The 17,061-nt window shown below is 67.9% G+C and carries 19 protein-coding genes; 12 read left to right on the top strand and 7 right to left on the bottom strand.

Translation table 11 applies throughout. The annotated features are described in order from the left end of the window. Positions 1 to 29: 29 nt before the first annotated feature. The 4 genes from U3A55_RS11140 to U3A55_RS11125 all read left to right on the top strand — a co-directional run bounded on the left by U3A55_RS11140 (position 30) and on the right by U3A55_RS11125 (position 3,532). Entirely contained in the window at positions 30 to 1,010 is a 981-nt protein-coding gene (locus U3A55_RS11140; RefSeq protein ID WP_330991580.1) for an ABC transporter ATP-binding protein, read from the top strand. Next, on the top strand, positions 1,007 to 1,855 hold the full coding sequence (locus U3A55_RS11135; protein WP_330991579.1) for an ABC transporter permease: 849 nt from the start codon (positions 1,007 to 1,009) through the stop codon (positions 1,853 to 1,855). Before U3A55_RS11140 ends, U3A55_RS11135 begins: the two co-directional genes overlap by 4 nt. A gap of 154 nt (positions 1,856 to 2,009) precedes the next feature. Beyond that, on the top strand, positions 2,010 to 3,095 hold the full coding sequence (locus U3A55_RS11130) for a sulfite exporter TauE/SafE family protein (RefSeq protein ID WP_330991578.1): 1,086 nt from the start codon (positions 2,010 to 2,012) through the stop codon (positions 3,093 to 3,095). Next, entirely contained in the window at positions 3,095 to 3,532 is a 438-nt protein-coding gene (locus U3A55_RS11125; protein ID WP_330991577.1) for a universal stress protein, read from the top strand. The genes U3A55_RS11130 and U3A55_RS11125 overlap by 1 nt, the downstream gene beginning before the upstream one ends. Here the strand turns inward: U3A55_RS11125 and U3A55_RS11120 are convergent. Further along, positions 3,529 to 3,720 carry a hypothetical protein gene (locus U3A55_RS11120; RefSeq protein ID WP_330991576.1) on the bottom strand — a complete coding sequence of 64 codons (192 nt, stop codon included), beginning with the start codon at positions 3,718 to 3,720 and terminating at the stop codon, positions 3,529 to 3,531. The genes U3A55_RS11125 and U3A55_RS11120 overlap by 4 nt on opposite strands. A gap of 171 nt (positions 3,721 to 3,891) precedes the next feature. After that, complete coding sequence (locus tag U3A55_RS11115) at positions 3,892 to 4,980, bottom strand: SPFH domain-containing protein (RefSeq protein WP_330991575.1); 1,089 nt, start codon at positions 4,978 to 4,980, stop codon at positions 3,892 to 3,894. 206 nt (positions 4,981 to 5,186) lie between these two features. On the opposite strand from U3A55_RS11115, the gene U3A55_RS11110 reads away from it, so the two are divergent. Together U3A55_RS11110 and U3A55_RS11105 are read left to right on the top strand one after the other, a co-directional pair. After that, on the top strand, positions 5,187 to 7,586 hold the full coding sequence (locus U3A55_RS11110) for a ribonucleoside-diphosphate reductase subunit alpha (protein ID WP_330991574.1): 2,400 nt from the start codon (positions 5,187 to 5,189) through the stop codon (positions 7,584 to 7,586). Continuing rightward, on the top strand, positions 7,586 to 8,581 hold the full coding sequence (locus tag U3A55_RS11105; protein WP_330991573.1) for a ribonucleotide-diphosphate reductase subunit beta: 996 nt from the start codon (positions 7,586 to 7,588) through the stop codon (positions 8,579 to 8,581). Before U3A55_RS11110 ends, U3A55_RS11105 begins: the two co-directional genes overlap by 1 nt. Here the strand turns inward: U3A55_RS11105 and U3A55_RS11100 are convergent. From U3A55_RS11100 to U3A55_RS11080, 5 genes are all read right to left on the bottom strand, one after another. Continuing rightward, positions 8,563 to 9,039: an acyl-CoA thioesterase gene (locus U3A55_RS11100; RefSeq protein ID WP_330991572.1), complete on the bottom strand. Its 477-nt coding sequence runs from the start codon at positions 9,037 to 9,039 to the stop codon at positions 8,563 to 8,565. The genes U3A55_RS11105 and U3A55_RS11100 overlap by 19 nt on opposite strands. 180 nt (positions 9,040 to 9,219) lie before the next feature. Then, positions 9,220 to 9,396: a hypothetical protein gene (locus tag U3A55_RS11095; RefSeq protein WP_330991571.1), complete on the bottom strand. Its 177-nt coding sequence runs from the start codon at positions 9,394 to 9,396 to the stop codon at positions 9,220 to 9,222. 82 nt (positions 9,397 to 9,478) lie between these two features. Further along, a complete protein-coding gene (locus U3A55_RS11090; RefSeq protein WP_330991570.1) occupies positions 9,479 to 9,874 on the bottom strand; it encodes a hypothetical protein in 396 nt (131 codons plus the stop codon). A gap of 42 nt (positions 9,875 to 9,916) precedes the next feature. Further along, the gene (locus U3A55_RS11085; RefSeq protein WP_330991569.1) at positions 9,917 to 11,653 is read right to left on the bottom strand and encodes an excinuclease ABC subunit C; all 1,737 of its coding nucleotides are present in this window, start codon (positions 11,651 to 11,653) and stop codon (positions 9,917 to 9,919) included. Positions 11,654 to 11,679: 26 nt separating this feature from the next. Next, positions 11,680 to 12,237, bottom strand: coding sequence for a hypothetical protein (locus U3A55_RS11080; RefSeq protein WP_330991568.1), 558 nt, complete (start codon positions 12,235 to 12,237; stop codon positions 11,680 to 11,682). 88 nt (positions 12,238 to 12,325) lie between these two features. On the opposite strand from U3A55_RS11080, the gene U3A55_RS11075 reads away from it, so the two are divergent. From U3A55_RS11075 to mdh, 6 genes are all read left to right on the top strand, one after another. After that, complete coding sequence (locus U3A55_RS11075) at positions 12,326 to 12,577, top strand: hypothetical protein (protein ID WP_330991567.1); 252 nt, start codon at positions 12,326 to 12,328, stop codon at positions 12,575 to 12,577. Between the two features lie 35 nt (positions 12,578 to 12,612). Beyond that, entirely contained in the window at positions 12,613 to 13,419 is an 807-nt protein-coding gene (locus U3A55_RS11070; protein ID WP_330991566.1) for an ABC transporter permease subunit, read from the top strand. Between the two features lie 48 nt (positions 13,420 to 13,467). Then, entirely contained in the window at positions 13,468 to 14,379 is a 912-nt protein-coding gene (locus tag U3A55_RS11065) for an ABC transporter ATP-binding protein (RefSeq protein WP_330991565.1), read from the top strand. Further along, entirely contained in the window at positions 14,376 to 15,209 is an 834-nt protein-coding gene (locus U3A55_RS11060) for an ABC transporter permease (protein WP_330991564.1), read from the top strand. Before U3A55_RS11065 ends, U3A55_RS11060 begins: the two co-directional genes overlap by 4 nt. A 214-nt stretch (positions 15,210 to 15,423) precedes the next feature. Then, on the top strand, positions 15,424 to 16,056 hold the full coding sequence (locus tag U3A55_RS11055; protein WP_330991563.1) for a DUF7090 family protein: 633 nt from the start codon (positions 15,424 to 15,426) through the stop codon (positions 16,054 to 16,056). Positions 16,057 to 16,114: 58 nt separating this feature from the next. After that, complete coding sequence (gene mdh / locus U3A55_RS11050) at positions 16,115 to 17,029, top strand: malate dehydrogenase (protein WP_330991562.1); 915 nt, start codon at positions 16,115 to 16,117, stop codon at positions 17,027 to 17,029. The last annotated feature ends 32 nt before the right edge of the window (positions 17,030 to 17,061 follow it).

Raw genomic sequence — 17,061 nt, 5'->3', positions numbered from 1 at the left:
TTGATAGGCCGACTCGCCAATCCCCGGATGTGTCAGCCCTCCAGACCACATCGTTGACGAAGCGATTCGGCGAGTTCGTCGCCGTCGACGACCTCGACCTCGAAGTCGAGGCGGGCGAAGTGTACGGCTTCCTCGGGCCGAACGGCGCCGGGAAGTCCACGACGATCGACATGCTCCTCGGGTTTCTGGACCCGAGCGAGGGGAGCGCAACCGTGCTCGGCCACGACGCCACCCGGGAGTCACAGGCGGTCCGCCAGCGCACGGGGCTCCTGCCGGACGGCCTCGAACTCTACGAGAACCTCACCGGCCGCGAGCACGTCGCGTCCGCCATCGAAACGAAGGGCGCGAACGACGACCCGGACGAGCTCATCGAACGCGTTGGCCTCGCACCGGAGGCGGCGCGCCGCCGCACCGGCGGGTACTCGAAGGGGATGAAACAGCGCCTCGGCCTCGCCATCGCGCTCGTCGGCGACCCCGACCTCCTCGTGCTCGACGAACCGTCGTCCGGCCTCGACCCGGAGGGAATCAAGCGCCTCCGCCGCATCGTCGAGGCGGAGGCCGACCGCGGCGCGACCGTCTTCTTCTCCAGTCACATCCTCGAACAGGTCGAGAAGGTCTGCGACCGGGTCGGAATCATGAGCGCCGGCGAACTCGTCGCCGTCGACACCATCGACAACCTCCGCGCCGAGCTGAGCGCCGAATCCGTCATCGAGGCGGACGTGGACGGCGCGCCGAACCTCGCGCCCGTCGAAGCCGTGGACGGCGTCACCGCGGTGCGGGAACGCGACAGTACCGTCAAAATCACGGCCGGCCGGCCCGCGGCGAAGATGCCCGCGCTCCGCGCGCTCGACGACACCGCCGCCGTCGTCGACGTGACCATCGACGACGCCTCCCTCGAAACCCTCTTCGAGCGGTACACGAACGGCGACGAGACGCCCGCGACCGCGAGCGAGGGAGCGGCCGCGACAGGCGAGGACGGGACCGCGGACGCGGGAGGTGAGTCCGCGTGAGCGTTCGCACGGTCGCGCGGGACGACCTGAAGAACGCCGCACGGTCGTACGTCGTGCTCGGCGTCATCGGCGTGTTCGCCGCGCTCGTCGCGCTCGTGTTCGTCTCGGAGCGCAACATCTACCCCGACCCCTATCGGACGCTGTTCGACGTTTCCTTCCTCACGTTCCTCATGTTCCCGCTGTTCGTCGCGCCGCTCTCCTACCTCGCCGTCGCGGGCGACCGAGAGTCCGGCGTCGTCAAGTACGTGCTCGGCCTCCCGAACTCGCGCGCCGGCTACGTCCTCGGGAAGTTCCTCTCACGGGTGAGCGTCACCATTGGGGCGGTTGTCGTCGCGCTCCTCGTCGGGTTCGTCGTCGCGTTCGCGACGTTCGAGAACGCGCCGAGCCTCGGCCGGTTCGCCACGTTCGCGGGCGTGTCCGCGCTCTACGGCGTGTCGCTCACCGGCCTGTTCGTCGGCGTGTCCGCCGCGACCAGGCGTCGCTCCCGGGCGATGCTCGGCGTGTTCGGCGCGTACTTCCTGCTCGTCCCGTTCTGGTTCGGCGGCCTCCCCATCGTCAACATCGGCACCGTCCTCGATGCCGTCGCGACCACGTTCGGCACCACCGTCACCGAGTCCACGCGGTCGTTCATCACCGCGCTCTCCCCCGCGACCGCCTACCTCGTCGCCACGGAACCCGTCTACCACGGCGTCGTCGACCAGTATCCGACCCTCGCGTCGAACTTCGGCGGTGAGTCGACGGAGATTCAGAACCAGCTCTGGTTCAACGTCCTCGTCATGCTCGCGTGGGGCGCGCTCGGACTGCTCGCCGGCTACGGCGCCTTCCGCCGGTCCGAACTCGGGTAGTCTCGTCAGGGTTCGCCCGTATATCAAGACTTTTCCACCGATACGAGTGTATACGCTGGCTATGTCGAGTACAACCGACCGCCGAGAGGCGTGGCTGGCGAACACCGGGCGAATCCGCGTTCCGTCCCCGAGCCGTCGAGAGGTGTTCACATAGATGTCGTCGTACGACCGCGCTGTGAAGACCTTCCTCAAGTACCAGCACGTGTTCGTGTTCGCGGCGCCGCTCCTCTTCATCGCGGGCGTCGTCGGGTTCGCGCCGACGGGCGACGCGGGCGGCACGGACTACTGGCTCGAATACTGGTGGCTGTTCCCGTTCTTCCTGCTCGGCGCGACGATCGTCAACACCGTCGGCATCAGCGGGTCCGCGCTGTTCGTGCCGTTCCTCATATTCGTCTTCCCGCTGCTCGCGCATCCCCTCGAACCGGAGACGCTCGTGAAGGTCGGTCTCATCAGCGAGGCGTTCGGGCTGTCGAGTTCGTCCATCGCGTTCATCCGGTACGGGCTCGTGGACCGACGGCTCGCGCTCGCGCTCGTCCTCGGCGGCATCCCGTTCGTCGTCGGCGGCGCGCTCCTCTCCTTCGTCATCCCGGAGTGGGTGTTCCACGGCCTGCTCGCGCTCGCGCTGTTCGCGGCGTCCTACCTCCTCTTCCGCATCAACCTCGGGCACGGCGAGGCCGCGGACGGCGAGGCCGCGACCGACGGCGGCCATCCCGCCGAAGCCCCGAGCGAGAACCTCCCCGACGACAGCGACAAACTCGGCCCCGCGGGCGTCCGCACGGACGACGAGGGCCGGGTGACGCGCGTGGACCGCGACGGCGAGGACTACCGGTACTCGCGCTCCGGCTACCTCGAACGGTTCGGCACGTACAGCATCGGCGGCGTCTTCCAGGGCCTCGCCGGGTTCGGTATCGGCGAACTCGGCATCATCTCGATGCTCCGCACGGAGGTGCCGGTGCGGGTCGCCATCGGCACGAACCACATCGTCGTCGCCACCACGGCCATCATCGCGTCCCTCGTCCACGTGTTCGGCGGCGGTCTCGTCGGCGGCCACTCGCTCAGTCTCGCGTCGACGCCGTGGAACATGGTCGTGTTCACCGTTCCGGCGACGGTAACGGGCGGCCAAATCGCGCCCTACGTCTCCGCAGCGCTCGACACGGACACCATCAAGACGGGCGTCGGCGGCCTGTTCGCGATAATCGCCGTCGCGCTCTTCGTGATGGCGTCCGGGGGTGTCCTCTGATGTACGACGACATCCTCCTCCCGACGGACAACAGCGCGGGCACGGCGGCCGCGGTGACACACGCGAGCGAACTCGCAACGACGTACGACGCGACCGTGCACGTGCTCGCCGTGATGGACACCCGGAACCGCTTCGAGAGCCCGAGCAGCGGCATCGCGTCGGACGCCTGGGACGACGCCGAACGCGAGCGCGCCGAAGACGCCGTGCGAGAGACGGTCGCGATGCTCCCCGAGCACGTCGAGACGGAGGACGTCGTGCGGAGCGGCGTCCCCCGCACAATCATTCTGGAGTACGCCGAGGAAGCGGACGTGGACATGATAGTGATGGGGACGCACGGGCGCACGGGCCTGGACCACTACCTCATCGGGAGCGTGACGGAGAAAGTCGTTCGGCGGTCGCCGGTGCCGGTCGTGAGCGTCCGACCGAGCGACGACTAGTCCTCGTAGACGGCTGCCTGCTGTTCGACGTACCGACTCGGCCACTCGCGGACGTGCGTCCGGAGGCGCTCGTAGGCGCGCCAGAGCGCGTCGAGCGGCGTCGGTCGGTCGTCCGCTTCGTCCGATACGTCCGGCGGGCGCGGGACGTCCGCGCCCACGGCGTCGGAGGAACTGTCGTCGAAGCTCATCACACCCACCTATTATTCATGATAGACAATAAATGTCGTGGGCGGGTGCGTGGTCGCTATCGGTGACGGCGAACGGGGACAGACGACAAAAGAGAGAACGGAGGTGCGGGGGGACGGCGAGGAGCGTCGCGGGCGGAGAACGCGAGAACCGACGGCGAGACGATGCGCGCCTTACTGCCGTTCGCCTTCGACGAAGTCGGCTTCGTAGTCGTCGATACCGACGAGTTCACGCGTCTCCTCGTCGAAGTCGAGGCTCTCCAGGCCGGTGCCGGATTCGACGCCGCCGGAGAGGTGTTTGCCGTACCGCCCGACGAGGCTCGTGAGTTCCTGCGGGATGACGAACGTCGTGGAGGGCGAGCGCCCGATAGCTTCCAGGGCTTCCATGCCGCGTTCGACGATGGCGCGTTCGCCCATCGATTCGGCAGACTTCGCGCGGAGCACGGTCGAGATTGCGTCGCCCTGCGCTTCGAGAATCTGGCTCTGTTTGGAGCCCTGTGCGCGGATGATGTCGGACTGCTTGTCCCCCTGCGCGGTCTCGATGGCGGACTGGCGTTCGCCCTGCGCTTCCAGAATCATCGCGCGGCGCTTGCGCTCCGCGGACGCCTGTTGTTCCATCGCGCTCACCACGCCCTGGCTCGGCATCACCGTCTGCACCTCCACGCCCTCGATGCGGACGCCCCAGGCGTCGGTGGGTTCCGCGAGTTCGTCGTCGATGCGCTGATTGATAGTGTCGCGGCGGGAGAGCGTATCGTCGAGCTCCATGTCGCCGATGACGGCGCGGAGCGTCGTCTGCGCGAGCGACGCGGTTGCGTTCCGGTAGTCCTCGATTTCGAGGAACGCGCGCTCCGCGTCCATCACGCGGACGTAGACGACGGCGTCGGCGTGAACGGGGGAGTTGTCGCGCGTGATGGCTTCCTGCTTGGGGACGTCGAGCGTCTGCGTCCGCATGTCGAAGGCGTAGGTGTGGGAGACGAACGGCGGGACCACGTGGAGACCGGGGTCAAGGAGGCCGCGGTACTCGCCGAACACCGTGAGCGCGGCTTTCTCGTAGGCCTGCACCACCCGGACGGAGGCGGTGACGGTGGCGGCGGCGAGCACGAGGAGGAGCGCGCCCGCGGCGTACAGCGGCGGCAGGACGGAGAAGAGGACGACTGCCGCGACGAGGACGGCGACGGCTCCGAGGACCCCGACGAGGCGGCGGGGAACGCCGCCCGCGGTGACCCGGCCGATCTGGTAGAACACGTCGTCGCGTCCACTCATACTCTAGTCGTTCACCACGAGCGTGATAAAGCCACGCCACACCCTATTCAACTGTACTTTATCTTGTGCAACTCTGTTGGAAAACCTTATGTCGGTCCCGGCGCACTACATCGAGTACGCCCGACGCGCCGAATCCGTCGGGAGAGACCGAACAGCCGGCGTTCTCGACCAGCCACAGCTCTCGGGAGCGACGGCACTCACCACCCATGAGCCAGCAACACCAGACCACGGACGTATCGCTCCGCGCGGTCCTCGACCGCGCCCGCGACGGCCACGAGAACGTGCTCGACGACGACGCCGCGAGCGACCTCGTCGCCGCCGCCGAACGCAACAGCTACGCCGACGCCAGCGCGCGCGAACAGTACGACGCCCTCACGGACACGCTCACGGCGCGCGTCGGCCGCGACCCAGCCTACGACACCATCGCGGCGCGCGTCCAGCGCGAACGCGACCGCCGCGAACGCCTCGACGACCCCACCAGCGACGCCGCCTACCGCGAATCCCTCCGCGAGGGCATCGAGCGCGGCGTCGCCGCCGACATCCTGGACGAGCGCATGCTCACCTACGACCTCGACGCGCTCGCCGACTACCTGGAACTCGACCGCGACGACCGACTCGACTACACCGCGATGGACACCCTCCACCAGCGGTACTTCCTCCGGGACGGCGACCAGCCGATCGAACTCCCGCAGACGTTCTGGATGCGGGTCGCGATGGGCGTCGCGCTCCGCGAGGACGAGGGCGACCGTCAGGCGTACGCAGAGGAGTTCTACGACATGCTCTCCACGCTGCGGTTCGTTCACTCCACGCCCACGCTCTTCCACGCCGGCACCACGCACGCCCAGCTCTCCTCGTGCTACCTCACCACCATCCCCGACGACCTCGACGGCATCTTCGAAGGGTACCACGAGCACGCGAAGCTCTCGAAGTGGTCGGGCGGCCTCGGGAACGACTGGACGCCCGTCCGCGCCACCGGCGCCACCATCTCCTCGACCGGCGTCGAGTCCACGGGCGTCGTGCCGTTCCTGAAAATCTCGAACGACGTGACCGGCGCGATCAACCGCTCCGGGAAGCGCCGGGGCGCTGCCGCCGCCTACCTCGCGTGCTGGCACCTCGACTTCCCGTCCTTCCTCGACCTCCGGCGGAATACCGGAGACGAGCGCCGCCGCACCCACGACCTCAACACCGCCGCGTGGGTGCCCGACCTCTTCATGGAACGCGTCCAGAACGACGGGAAATGGACGCTGTTCTCCCCCGACGAAGTCCCCGACCTCCACGAGACCTACGGCCAGGAGTTCGTCGAGACGTACGAGGAGTACGAACGCCTGGCCGAAGCCGGGGAGATCGAGAACTACGAGACGCGGGACGCGAGCGACCTCTGGCGGACGATGCTCACGCGCCTGTTCGAGACCGGCCACCCGTGGATCACGTTCAAGGACCCCTGCAACATCCGGTCGCCGCAGGACCACGCGGGCGTCGTGCGCTCCTCGAACCTCTGCACCGAAATCACGCTCAACACGTCCGAGGAGGAGACCGCCGTCTGCAACCTCGGGTCGGTGAACCTCTCCCGGCACGTCACCGAGTCCGGGCTCGCGCGCGAGAAACTCCAGGACACCGTCTCGACCGCGATGCGGATGCTGGACAACGTCGTGGACCTGAACTTCTACCCGAGCGAGAAGTCGGAGCGCTCGAACATGCGCCACCGGCCGGTGGGGTTGGGCGTGATGGGGTTCCACGACGCCCTGCTCGCCCAGCGCGTCCCGATGAACTCCGCCGAAGCGCTCGACTTCGCGGACCGCGCGCAGGAGTTCGTCGCCTACCACGCCATCGAGTCCTCGGCGGAGTTGGCGGCCGAGCGCGGCGCGTACGAGTCCTTCGAGGGGTCGAAGTGGAGCCGGGACATCCTCCCGCAGGACACGGTCGAGCTCCTGGAGGAAGAGCGCGGCCGCGAGACCCCAATCGAGGTCGAAGAACGCCTCAACTGGAGCGCGGTGCGGGAGAAAATCGACGCGCACGGGATGCGGAACTCGAACACGATGGCGGTCGCGCCCACCGCGACCATCTCGACCATCGCGGGCACGACGCCGTCTATCGAACCCGTCTACTCGAACCTCTACGTGAAGTCGAACATGAGCGGGGACTTCACGCGCGTCAACACCCACCTCGTCGAGGACCTCAAAGAACGGGGGCTGTGGACGGACGAACTCCGCGATAAACTCACCTATCACGACGGCTCCGTCCAGGAGATCGACGAGGTGCCGGACGACCTCAAAGAGCTGTACCGGACGGCGTTCGAAATCGACCCGCGCCACCAGCTCCGGCTGTCGGCGGAGCGCGCGACCTGGATAGATCAGAGTCAATCCCACAACGTCTTCTTCCCGTCGACGGACGGCAGCAAACTCGACGACGTGTACACGACGGCGTGGGAACTCGGGCTGAAGACGACGTACTACCTGCGGACGCTGGGCGCGAGCCAGATAGAGAAGTCCACGCTCGACATGACCGAGTACGACGACACCCAGTTCCGGGGCGACGACACGGACGACGATGACGGGGAGAACAGCCTGCCGAGCGTCGAGGACCCGACCTGCGAGGCCTGCCAGTAATGCCCGTCATCAACACCGACAGCCAGCACGACCCGAACAAGATACTGCCCATCGACTACGACTGGGCGCGCGAGTACTACCAGCAGGGCGTCGCGAACAACTGGACGCCCGAGGAGGTGCCGATGCAGGACGACGTGTCCCAGTGGCGCGGCGACGCCTTGAGCGACGCCGAACGCCAGCTCGTGGAGTGGAATCTCGGGTTCTTCTCCACGGCGGAGTCCCTCACGGCGAACAACCTCGTGCTCGCGGTGTACGAGCACGTCACCGCGCCCGAGTGCCGGCAGTACCTCCTCCGGCAGGCGTACGAGGAAGCCATCCACACGGACACCTTCATCTACTGCTGCGACAGCCTGGGCTTCGACCCGGACTACATGTACGGGATGTACGACCGCATCCCCGCCATCGAGGCGAAAGACGAGTTCGTCGTCGACCTGACGCGTGCGCTCGACCGCGACGACTTCACCATCGACAGCACGGCGGACCTCCGGGAGTTCGTGCGCGACCTCGTGGGGTTCTACGTCGTGATGGAGGGCGTGTTCTTCTACGCGGGGTTCGCGATGATGCTCGCGCTGAAGCGCCAGGGGAAGATGGTCGGTATCGGCGAGCAGTTCGAGTACATCATGCGCGACGAGTCACTCCACCTGAACTTCGGCGTCGACCTCATCAATCAGATTCGGGACGAGAACCCCGGCGTCTGGACCGAAGCGTTCGAGAACGAGGTCGAGGGGCTGATTCGGGAAGCCGTCGAGCTGGAGGGGCAGTACGCGCGGGAGGCGTGCCCGGACGACGTGCTCGGGATGTCGAGCGAGCAGTTCGTGGAGTACGTCGAGTACATCGCGGACCGACGGCTCCGCCAGCTCCGCATGGACCCCGTGTTCGGCACGGAGAACCCGTTCCCGTGGATGGCCGAACAAGCGGATTTGAACAAGGAGAAGAACTTCTTCGAGTCGACGGTGACGGAGTACCAGTCCGGCGGTCAGTTGGACTGGGACTGAACCGCTTCTCTCCGTGTTCGGCGTTCGCGGAGCGCGTCCGCCCGGAGTTCGGCTTCCTCGTCGGTCGGCGTCGCCACGTCCGGGACGCTCGCCGGGCGCTCGTCCTCGTCGAGCGCGACGAACGTGAAGAACGAGCTCGTCGTGTCCCGTTCCTCGCGCTCGCTCGGGCGTTCCGCGCTCACGTCCACTTTCACGTCGAGACTGGACTCGCCGGTGTCGAAGACGTAGCCGCGAACCGTGACGATGTCGCCGAGGTCGATTGGCGCGAGGAAGTCAACGTGGTCCATGGAGGCGGTGACGACCTGACGGCGGGCGAACCGCCGGCCCGTGATGGCGCCGCAGATGTCCATCCAGTGGAGGACCGCGCCGCCGAGCGCGCGCCCGAGGTTGTTCGTCTGGTTCGGCATGAGAATCTCGCTGCGTTCGGTGTAGGAGTCGAACAGGGGGACGGAGTCCATACGCGTTCGGGGACGCCCACCCCAGTAAAACAACTAGGTTTGAATTAGTGTAATCAGGTTTTATTATCGGTGGGCGCGTAGCGAACACTGGCGGCGACCTCCTCCCCGTTCGCCGCCATCGACGCGGCCGCTGCCTCCGCACCCCGGCCGCGTCCCTTTTCAAAGCCGGCGCGAGAGCGCCTATCGTCTCGCGTCCGACCCGTCCGCTCCGGCGACCGCCTCCCGGATGTCAATGAGGGTTGAGAGAATCCGGAGAAGCAGGAGCGCTACCAGTCCGAGGAGGAGTTCCCCGCTCGCCACTACGAGCGCGAGGAGCGCGACGGCGGCGACCAGTTCGAGAAGGGTTCTATCGTCCATACGCCCGTATAGTATCTAACTGATATATACGCTCCGTGAACGGGTGGGAAACCGCGAGGCAGAGCGAAGGATACACTCCGACTCAGACGGTAATCCGGCTCGTGTTCAGGTCGCCGCCGTCCGTGATAGTCACGACCAGTTCCTGGTGTTCGGGGACGGTTCTGACTATCGCCTCACCGCCACGGACGGCGACGCGAACGGTGTACTCGCCGTGCTCGCGGTCGATAGCTACCCGTTCGCCGGAGGCGAGCGAGACGGTTCGGTTCTCGGGGTCGGCGGACTCCGGGTCGAGTCGCACGTCCACCTGATGAGACGTGTTGGCTTCGGAGACGAGCGTGAGAACGGTCGACGCCCGCCAGAGGCTCGAATCCTCGGTCGTCGCGGTCGTGGTGTTCGGTTGTGCGCCGCCGCAGCCCGCGAGGGACGCGGTCAACAGCACGCAGAGGAGGGCGAATGTGCGGCGAGTTCCATCGGTCATCGCCCCGATATGCTCCCCATTCCTACATAAAGTCCCGTCCGGTCAGAGCCGTCGCGCGAGCGTCTCCGCCGTCGCCTCGCCGACGCCCTCGACGCCCCGGAGTTCCTCCTCGGACGCACCGCGCACGCCCTCGACGCTCCCGAACCGCCGGAGCAGGCGCTTGCGGAGTTCCGGGCCGACGCCGTCCACGTCGTCCAGCGCGGTCGAAACGTCGTCGCGGAGGCTCTGGTGGTACTGGACGGCGAACCGATGCGCCTCGTCGCGGACGCGCTGCAGGACGTGCAACTGGGGGGCGTCGTCCGGCCAGTCGTACGAGCGGTCGGGCGCGACCACGACCTCCTCCTGCTTCGCCAGCGACACCACAGGTACCTCCCAGCCGGTCTCGTCGAGCGCGTCGAGCGCGGCGTCGAGCTGGCCGCGGCCGCCGTCGATGAGGATGAGGTCTGGGTCGGGGCGGTCGTCCTCACCGGCGAGCGCGCGTTCGGCGCGCCAGCGCACGAGCCGCCGCATGTTCGCGTAGTCGTCGTTCTCCTCTTCGAGCTTCTTCCGCCGATAGTCGGACTTCTCGGGGCGTCCGTCGACGAACGTCACGTCGCTCCCGACGACGGACTTGCCCTGCGCGTGGCTCACGTCGAACCCCTCGATGCGGGTCGGGCGGGAGATGCCGAGCGCGTCCGCGAGCGCGCCGAGTTCGTCCCGGCCGCCGGAGCGCCGGTGCGCGTTCTTCAACGCGAGGTCTACCAGGGTGGCTTCGCGGCCCGCGCCGGGCACGCGCACGTCCACGCCCTCCGTGTCCAGCCACGCGTCGAGGTCAGCGTCGTCGGGGTCTTCCGGGAGCAAGAGCGCGTCCGGGAGGTCGCGTTCGGCGTAGTACTGGGGAATGAACGCCGCGAGCACCGCCGCGACGCGGTCCTCGCCCTCGGGGGCGTCCACGCGGTGCTGGTCGCGCTCCACGAGCTGGCCGTCCTCCGCGTGCAACCGCGCGACGGTCGCGCTGTCGCCCTCGATGGCGGCGCCGAGCACGTCGACGTGGCGCTCGTGGCCGTGCCCGGTGACCGCCTCCCCGCCGCCACCGTGGAACGCCCGCACCGCGTCCAGTCGGTCGCGGAGGTTCGCCGCGCGCTCGAACTCCTCGCGCTCCGCCGCCTCGGTCATCGCGCGCTCGATTGGGTCCGCGAGAACACCGGTTTCTCCCTCGAAGAACCGCTTCACCGCGTCCGCGTCCGAAACGTAGTCCTCGCGGCTGATTTCGCCCGTGCAGGGCGCGGTACACAGGCCGATGTCGTGGTCGAGGCAGGGGCGGTCGCGGTTCGAGAACTTGTGGTCCGAACACCCCCGCAAGCCGTACTGCTCGCGGACGGCTTTCACGACAGTCTCCACGCGAGACTTGTCCGTGTACGGGCCGTAGGCGGTCGCGCCCTCGTCGGGGTCGCGCGTGATTTCGATGCGGGGATAGTCGTGGTCGGTGAACTGCACCAGCGGATAGGACTTGTCGTCCTTCAGGCGGACGTTGTACCGGGGCTGGTGGCGCTTGATGAGGTTCGCTTCGAGGAGGAGGGCCTGCGTCTCCGTGTCCGTCACCGCGAAGTCGAGGCCGCTCGCGCGCTCGACCATCCGCGCGATGCGGTTGCTCCGCGGGTCCGCGTAGGAGCGCACGCGCGAGCGCAGGTCCACGGCCTTCCCGACGTAGAGGACGACGCCCTCCTCGGTGAGGAACTGGTAGACGCCGGGGTCGGTGGGGAGGTCGCGGGCGCGCTCGCGCACCTGACTCGCGTCCATCACCGGAGGTTGGCGCTCGCGGGGTTTCAGTCGAGCGCTTCCAGAACCCGGCCCGCGTCCGCCTCGTCGGCGTCCGGCGCGGGGACGCGGAGTTCCTCGCCGCCGTACGTCTCCACGACGAGCGCCCGCGAGCGCGACCGCAGGTAGCGCGCGAACCCGATGGCGGCGAGCAGGGCAGTGAGGCCGCCGAGGGCGACGAGCGCGTCGTCGAAGTACCGCGCGAACAGCGCGACCGTCGCGAGCACCTGCACGAGCGCGCCGACACCGACCTCGCGCGCGGCCCCGGTCGCGCCCGCCACGGAGTCCGCGATGCCGTCGAGCGAGAACAGCGTACCGGCTGCAAGCAGGAAGACGGCGAACGCGGTCTGCCGGAGGCCGAATCGGAGGTGGCGGGTGGTACCGGCGGTCTCCACCCGAACGGTCTCGACGTTCGGACGGTCGGCGTACCGCACGCGCTCGCCGTCCCCGGCCGGAGTGAGCGCGATGATGCGGTGCGTGGTGACGACGAGCGCGTTCGCGCCGCAGTCCACGCGCTCCACGACCGACTCGCCGTCGAACAGGACCTCCGAGAGCGCGACCGACATCACTCGCGGGTTCGACGCCGTCGCTGATAAGCGTGGCCGCCGCGGGCGGGAGACCAGCGTTAAGTCGCCGAGCGCGAAACCCCGATGTATGAGTGAGACGCGCGTGTGGCTCGTCTACCGCGAGTACACGGACAAGGGACTGCTGAGCCTGGTGTACGCGACGCCGGACGGCGAGCGCGTGCTGCACAAGGAACGGTCGCTGCACGCCGCCGAACCGACCGCCGCGACGGCCGTCGACGAGGACACGCTCGAACCCGTCGAAGAGGAAGAGCGCCGCGAACAGTACCGCAAGGAGGCGGCGCGGATGATGGAGCAACACGACCCCGAGGACGTGGTGTAGGTAGCTTTTAGGCGAGCGAGAGGGGACAGTCGCGTATGCCCTCCAGCACGCCCGGCTGGCTCGTCGTCGCGCGACAGGACGTGCGCGTCGCGCGCGCCGACGGCAGCCTCACGTGGTCAACAGCGGGCGCGGCGCTGTTCGCCGTGTTCGTCGCCGGCGGTATCGACGTCCTGACCGAGAGCGCGTGGAGCGCCCCCGATACGATGCGGTTGTTCGGTCCCGTGCTGTTGCTCGTCGTTCCTATCTCGGTGGCGTCGAACTGCTACGACGCCGTGAACGGCCCGCGGCAGTCGGGGCGCCTCCGCCTCCCGCTCTCCCTCCCTATCTCGCGGCGCGAGCTCGTCGCCGGCACCGCGCTCGGCCGGTTCGTCACGACCGCGATACCCGTGGTCGTCCTGCTCGTCGTGGGCGCGGCGTTCGCGGTGACGCGCTCCCAGCCCGTAGACGGCCTCGTCACCACCGCGGGCCTCCTGTTCGCGGGCCTCGCGCTCACCGCCGCGTTCGTCGGCGTCGCCGTCGGCTGGTCCGCCGCGACCCGCACGCCGACTCGCGCGCTCCTCGGCTGCATGGGCGTCGGCGGCCTCGTCCTCTACTGGTGGCTGCCCGTCGACGCCGCACGCTACGTCCTCAACGGGTTCGCGTGGCCCGCGACGCCCCGGCCGGAGTGGCTGGCGTGGTACCCGACCCTCAATCCGACGACGGCGTACATGGACGGGCTCCGCGCGGTCGGATTCCCCGTCGACGGCACCGGAAACGGTGCGCTCGCGTTCGCCGTCCTCCTCGCGTGGGCGGCCGTCCCACTCGCGCTCGGGAGCGCTCGGTTCGACACAGTAGACCTCTAGGCACTTTTTTCCGGTATCTTCTTCATGTGGCAGTGACACCTCCCGGACATGGCAGCGATAGAACTATCCGGAGTCCGAAAGGAGTTCGGCGACGTCACCGCCCTCCGCGGCGTCAACCTCGAAGTCGAAGACGGCGAGGTGTTCGGTTTCCTCGGTCCGAACGGCGCCGGGAAGTCCACGACAATCGACATCATTCTCGACTTCGTCCGCCCGACTGAGGGCGAAGCGCACGTCCTCGGTCAGGACTCCCACGACGACGCGCTCTCCATCCGCGACGACATCGGCGTGCTCCCCGAGGGGTTCTCGGTCTACGACCGCCTCACCGGCCGCCAGCACGTCGACTTCGCGGTCGAATCGAAGGGCGCGAGCGACGACCCCGACGCCCTCCTCGACCGCGTCGGCATCGACCCCGCCGACCGCGACCGGAAAGCCGGCGGGTACTCGAAGGGAATGCAGCAACGCCTCGCGCTCGCGATGGCGCTCGTGGGAGAACCGGACCTCATCATCCTCGACGAGCCCAGCACCGGTCTCGACCCGAACGGCGCGCGCGAGATGCGTCAACTCATCCTCGAAGAAGCCGACCGCGGCGCGACCGTCTTCTTCTCCAGCCACATCCTCGAACAGGTCGAAGCCGTCTGTGACCGCGTGGGTATCCTCCGGAAGGGTGAGATTGTCGCCGAGGACACCATCCGCGGCCTCCGGAACGCCGTCGGTACCGGCGCCGTCCTCACCGTCGTCGTGGACGAAGTCACCCCGGACGCGCTGGAAGCGGCGAAGAACGTCGACGGCGTGCAAGAGGTGAGCGCGGACCGCGACACCATCCGCGTACGCGGCGACAGCGACGCCAAAACGAGCGTTCTCGACGCTATCGAGAGTACGGGCGTGACGGTCAGCGACTTCGCGACCGAGGAAGCGAGCCTCGACGAAGTGTTCGCGGCGTACACGGAGGACGCAGAATGAGCTGGACCGTCGTCGCCAAGAAGGACTTCCGGGACGCCATGCGCTCCCGAATGCTCTGGGGGCTCACCGCCCTGTTCGTCCTGTTCATGGCCGGCATGGCCTACCTCTACCGGGTGTTCACGGAGAGCGGCGGAACCGGCGACCCCACCGTGGACACGCTCGGCCTCATCGCCTTCCTCACCAGTCCCGTCACCATCCTCGTCCCAATCATCGGTCTCTTCGTCGGCCACAAGGCCATCGTCGGCGAAGTCGAATCCGGGAGCGCGAAACTCCTCCTCTCCCTCCCGCACAGCCGACGCGACGCGGTCCTCGGAAAGGTCGTCGGGCGTACCGCCGTCCTCTCCGTCTCCATTCTCGTCGGCCTCGTCGTCAGCCTCGTCGTCATGCTCGCGCTCTACGACACGTACAGTCTCGCGTCCTTCGCCGTGTTCGGCGTCTTCTCACTCGTCCTCGGCGCGGTCTACACCGCCATCGGCGTCGGTATCTCCAGCCTCACGAACGACAGCGGCCGCGCCACCCTCGGCGCCATCGGGTTCTACTTCCTCGTCGAATTCCTCCTGCCGCTCATCCCCACCGGCCTCGTCGTCCTCCTCGACCTCCAGGTCTCCCCGGACGACATCTGGCCGTTCGTCTTCAACATCATCCCGCCGTCCGGCGCGTACACGTTCGCGCTCGCGAACTTCGTCCCCGAAGCCGGGTTCGGCACCAGCCTCGGCAGCCTGCCCGACAGCATCCTCTTCGCCGGCCCCACGATGATAGTCATCCTCGTCGCGTGGCTCGTCCTCGCCCCCCTCGTCGGCTACCTCCGGTTCAACAGCCGCGACCTCTAACACCCGCTGTTTTCTCCGCGAATGCGCGGCTCACGATTCGCGACCGCGATGAGTCCACCAAACCTTCAAATGGAAAGGGGCGGCCAGCGGTGCGCGTGACCTGAACGGTGTCGTGGGCGTCGACGCGAAACTCGGCGACCGGGCGTCCACGCGAGCGGCGAGGTCGGCGTGCACGCCAGCGGAAGTTAAGTTCCGGGCGCTCCTCGCTCGGGCTATGGACTACGAACTCGCGATCGACGGCGGGCCGGCGTCGATTCCCGGTGGGACTGCCGTGCTCCTCCTCCATCCGAGTACGGCCGAAACGGACCGCATCGACACCGACTTCCTCAAAACCGACACCGACCGGTTCCTCGTCATCTCCACGCGAACGACCGCGCGGGAGGTCGAGCAGAAACTCGACTACTACGGCGTCGCCGAGCCACGCTCGGCGGCAAACCAGAACGCACGGCGTTCTGGTGACGGGGACGAGTCGCGAGCGTACGTGCTGGACGCGCTGAGCGTCGACCGCGGATACTCGCGGCGCGGCTCCGAGCACATCCGGTACGTGTCCTCGCCGGACGACGTGGAAGGCATCATCGCAGTCGCGGAGGACTTCCTCGAGGGGACGACGGGGAAGCGCCGCGTGAGTTTCGACTCCGTCACGGAACTCGCGTACTACGCGGACGAGGAGCGCGCGCTCGACGCGCTCGACCGGCTCGGCGACCTCCTCACAGAGCACGACGCGGTCGGCCTGTTCCACGTCTCCACTGAAGTCCACGACCCCGACGTAATCGAGCGGTTCCGCGAGCACTGCGGGCTCGTCGTGGAACTCGACGGGAACGGCTCGGTCACGGTCTCGGACCCCTGAGACAGCGGGCGTCCGGAGTGGCGAAGCGCTTAACAGAACGCCGCGAGCACTCTCGAATATGGTGAAAGTCAGCATCGTCGGCGCGGCGGGTACGGTCGGCGCGGCGGCAGGCTACAGTCTCGCACTCCGCGACATCGTGGACGAACTGGTGTTCGTCGACATTCCGGAGAAGGAGGACGAGGCGGTCGGACAGGCCGCGGACGCGAACCACGGTATCGCGTACGACTCGAACACCGAAGTCGTGCAGGGCGACTACGCCGCGACCGAAGGGTCCGACGTGGTCGTCATCACGGCGGGGATTCCGCGCAAGCCCGGACAGACCCGCATCGACCTCGCGAGCGACAACGCGCCCATCATGGAGGACATCGGTTCGAGCCTCGCGGAGTACAACGACGACTTCGTCTCCATCACGACCTCGAACCCCGTCGACCTCCTGAACCGCCATCTCTACGAGACGGGTGAGCGAGCGCGCGAGAAAGTCATCGGGTTCGGCGGTCGGTTGGACAGCGCGCGGTTCCGGTACGTGCTCTCCCAGCGCTTCGACGTGCCGGTGCAGAACGTCGAAGCGACAATCCTCGGCGAGCACGGGGACGCGCAGGTGCCCGTGTTCTCGAAGGTTCGCGTGGACGGCCACGACCCGTCGTTCGGCGAGAACGAGCGCGAGGAGATCCTCGCCGACCTCCAGGAGTCCGCGATGAACGTCATCGAGCGGAAGGGCGCGACCCAGTGGGGGCCCGCGAGAGGCGTCGCGCACATGGTCGAGGCCGTGCTCCGCGACACGGGCGAGGTGCTCCCAGCGAGCATTCCGCTCGAGGGCGAGTTCGGGCACGAGAACACGGCGTTCGGCGTTCCCGTAAAACTCGGCTCGGAGGGCGTCGAAGAAGTCGTGGAGTGGGACCTCACCGAGTACGAGCGCGACCAGCTCGGCGAGGCTGCGGAGAAGCTCTCCGAGCAGTACGCCGAACTCAGCTAGGCGGAACTTCGCGCTGGACGTCCGCCATCTCG

This window comes from Salarchaeum sp. III (assembly GCF_036418315.1).
GTDB lineage: Archaea > Halobacteriota > Halobacteria > Halobacteriales > Halobacteriaceae > Salarchaeum.
Note: the sequence above shows the minus strand (reverse complement) of the source record. Positions and strands in the feature narration are given on the sequence as shown.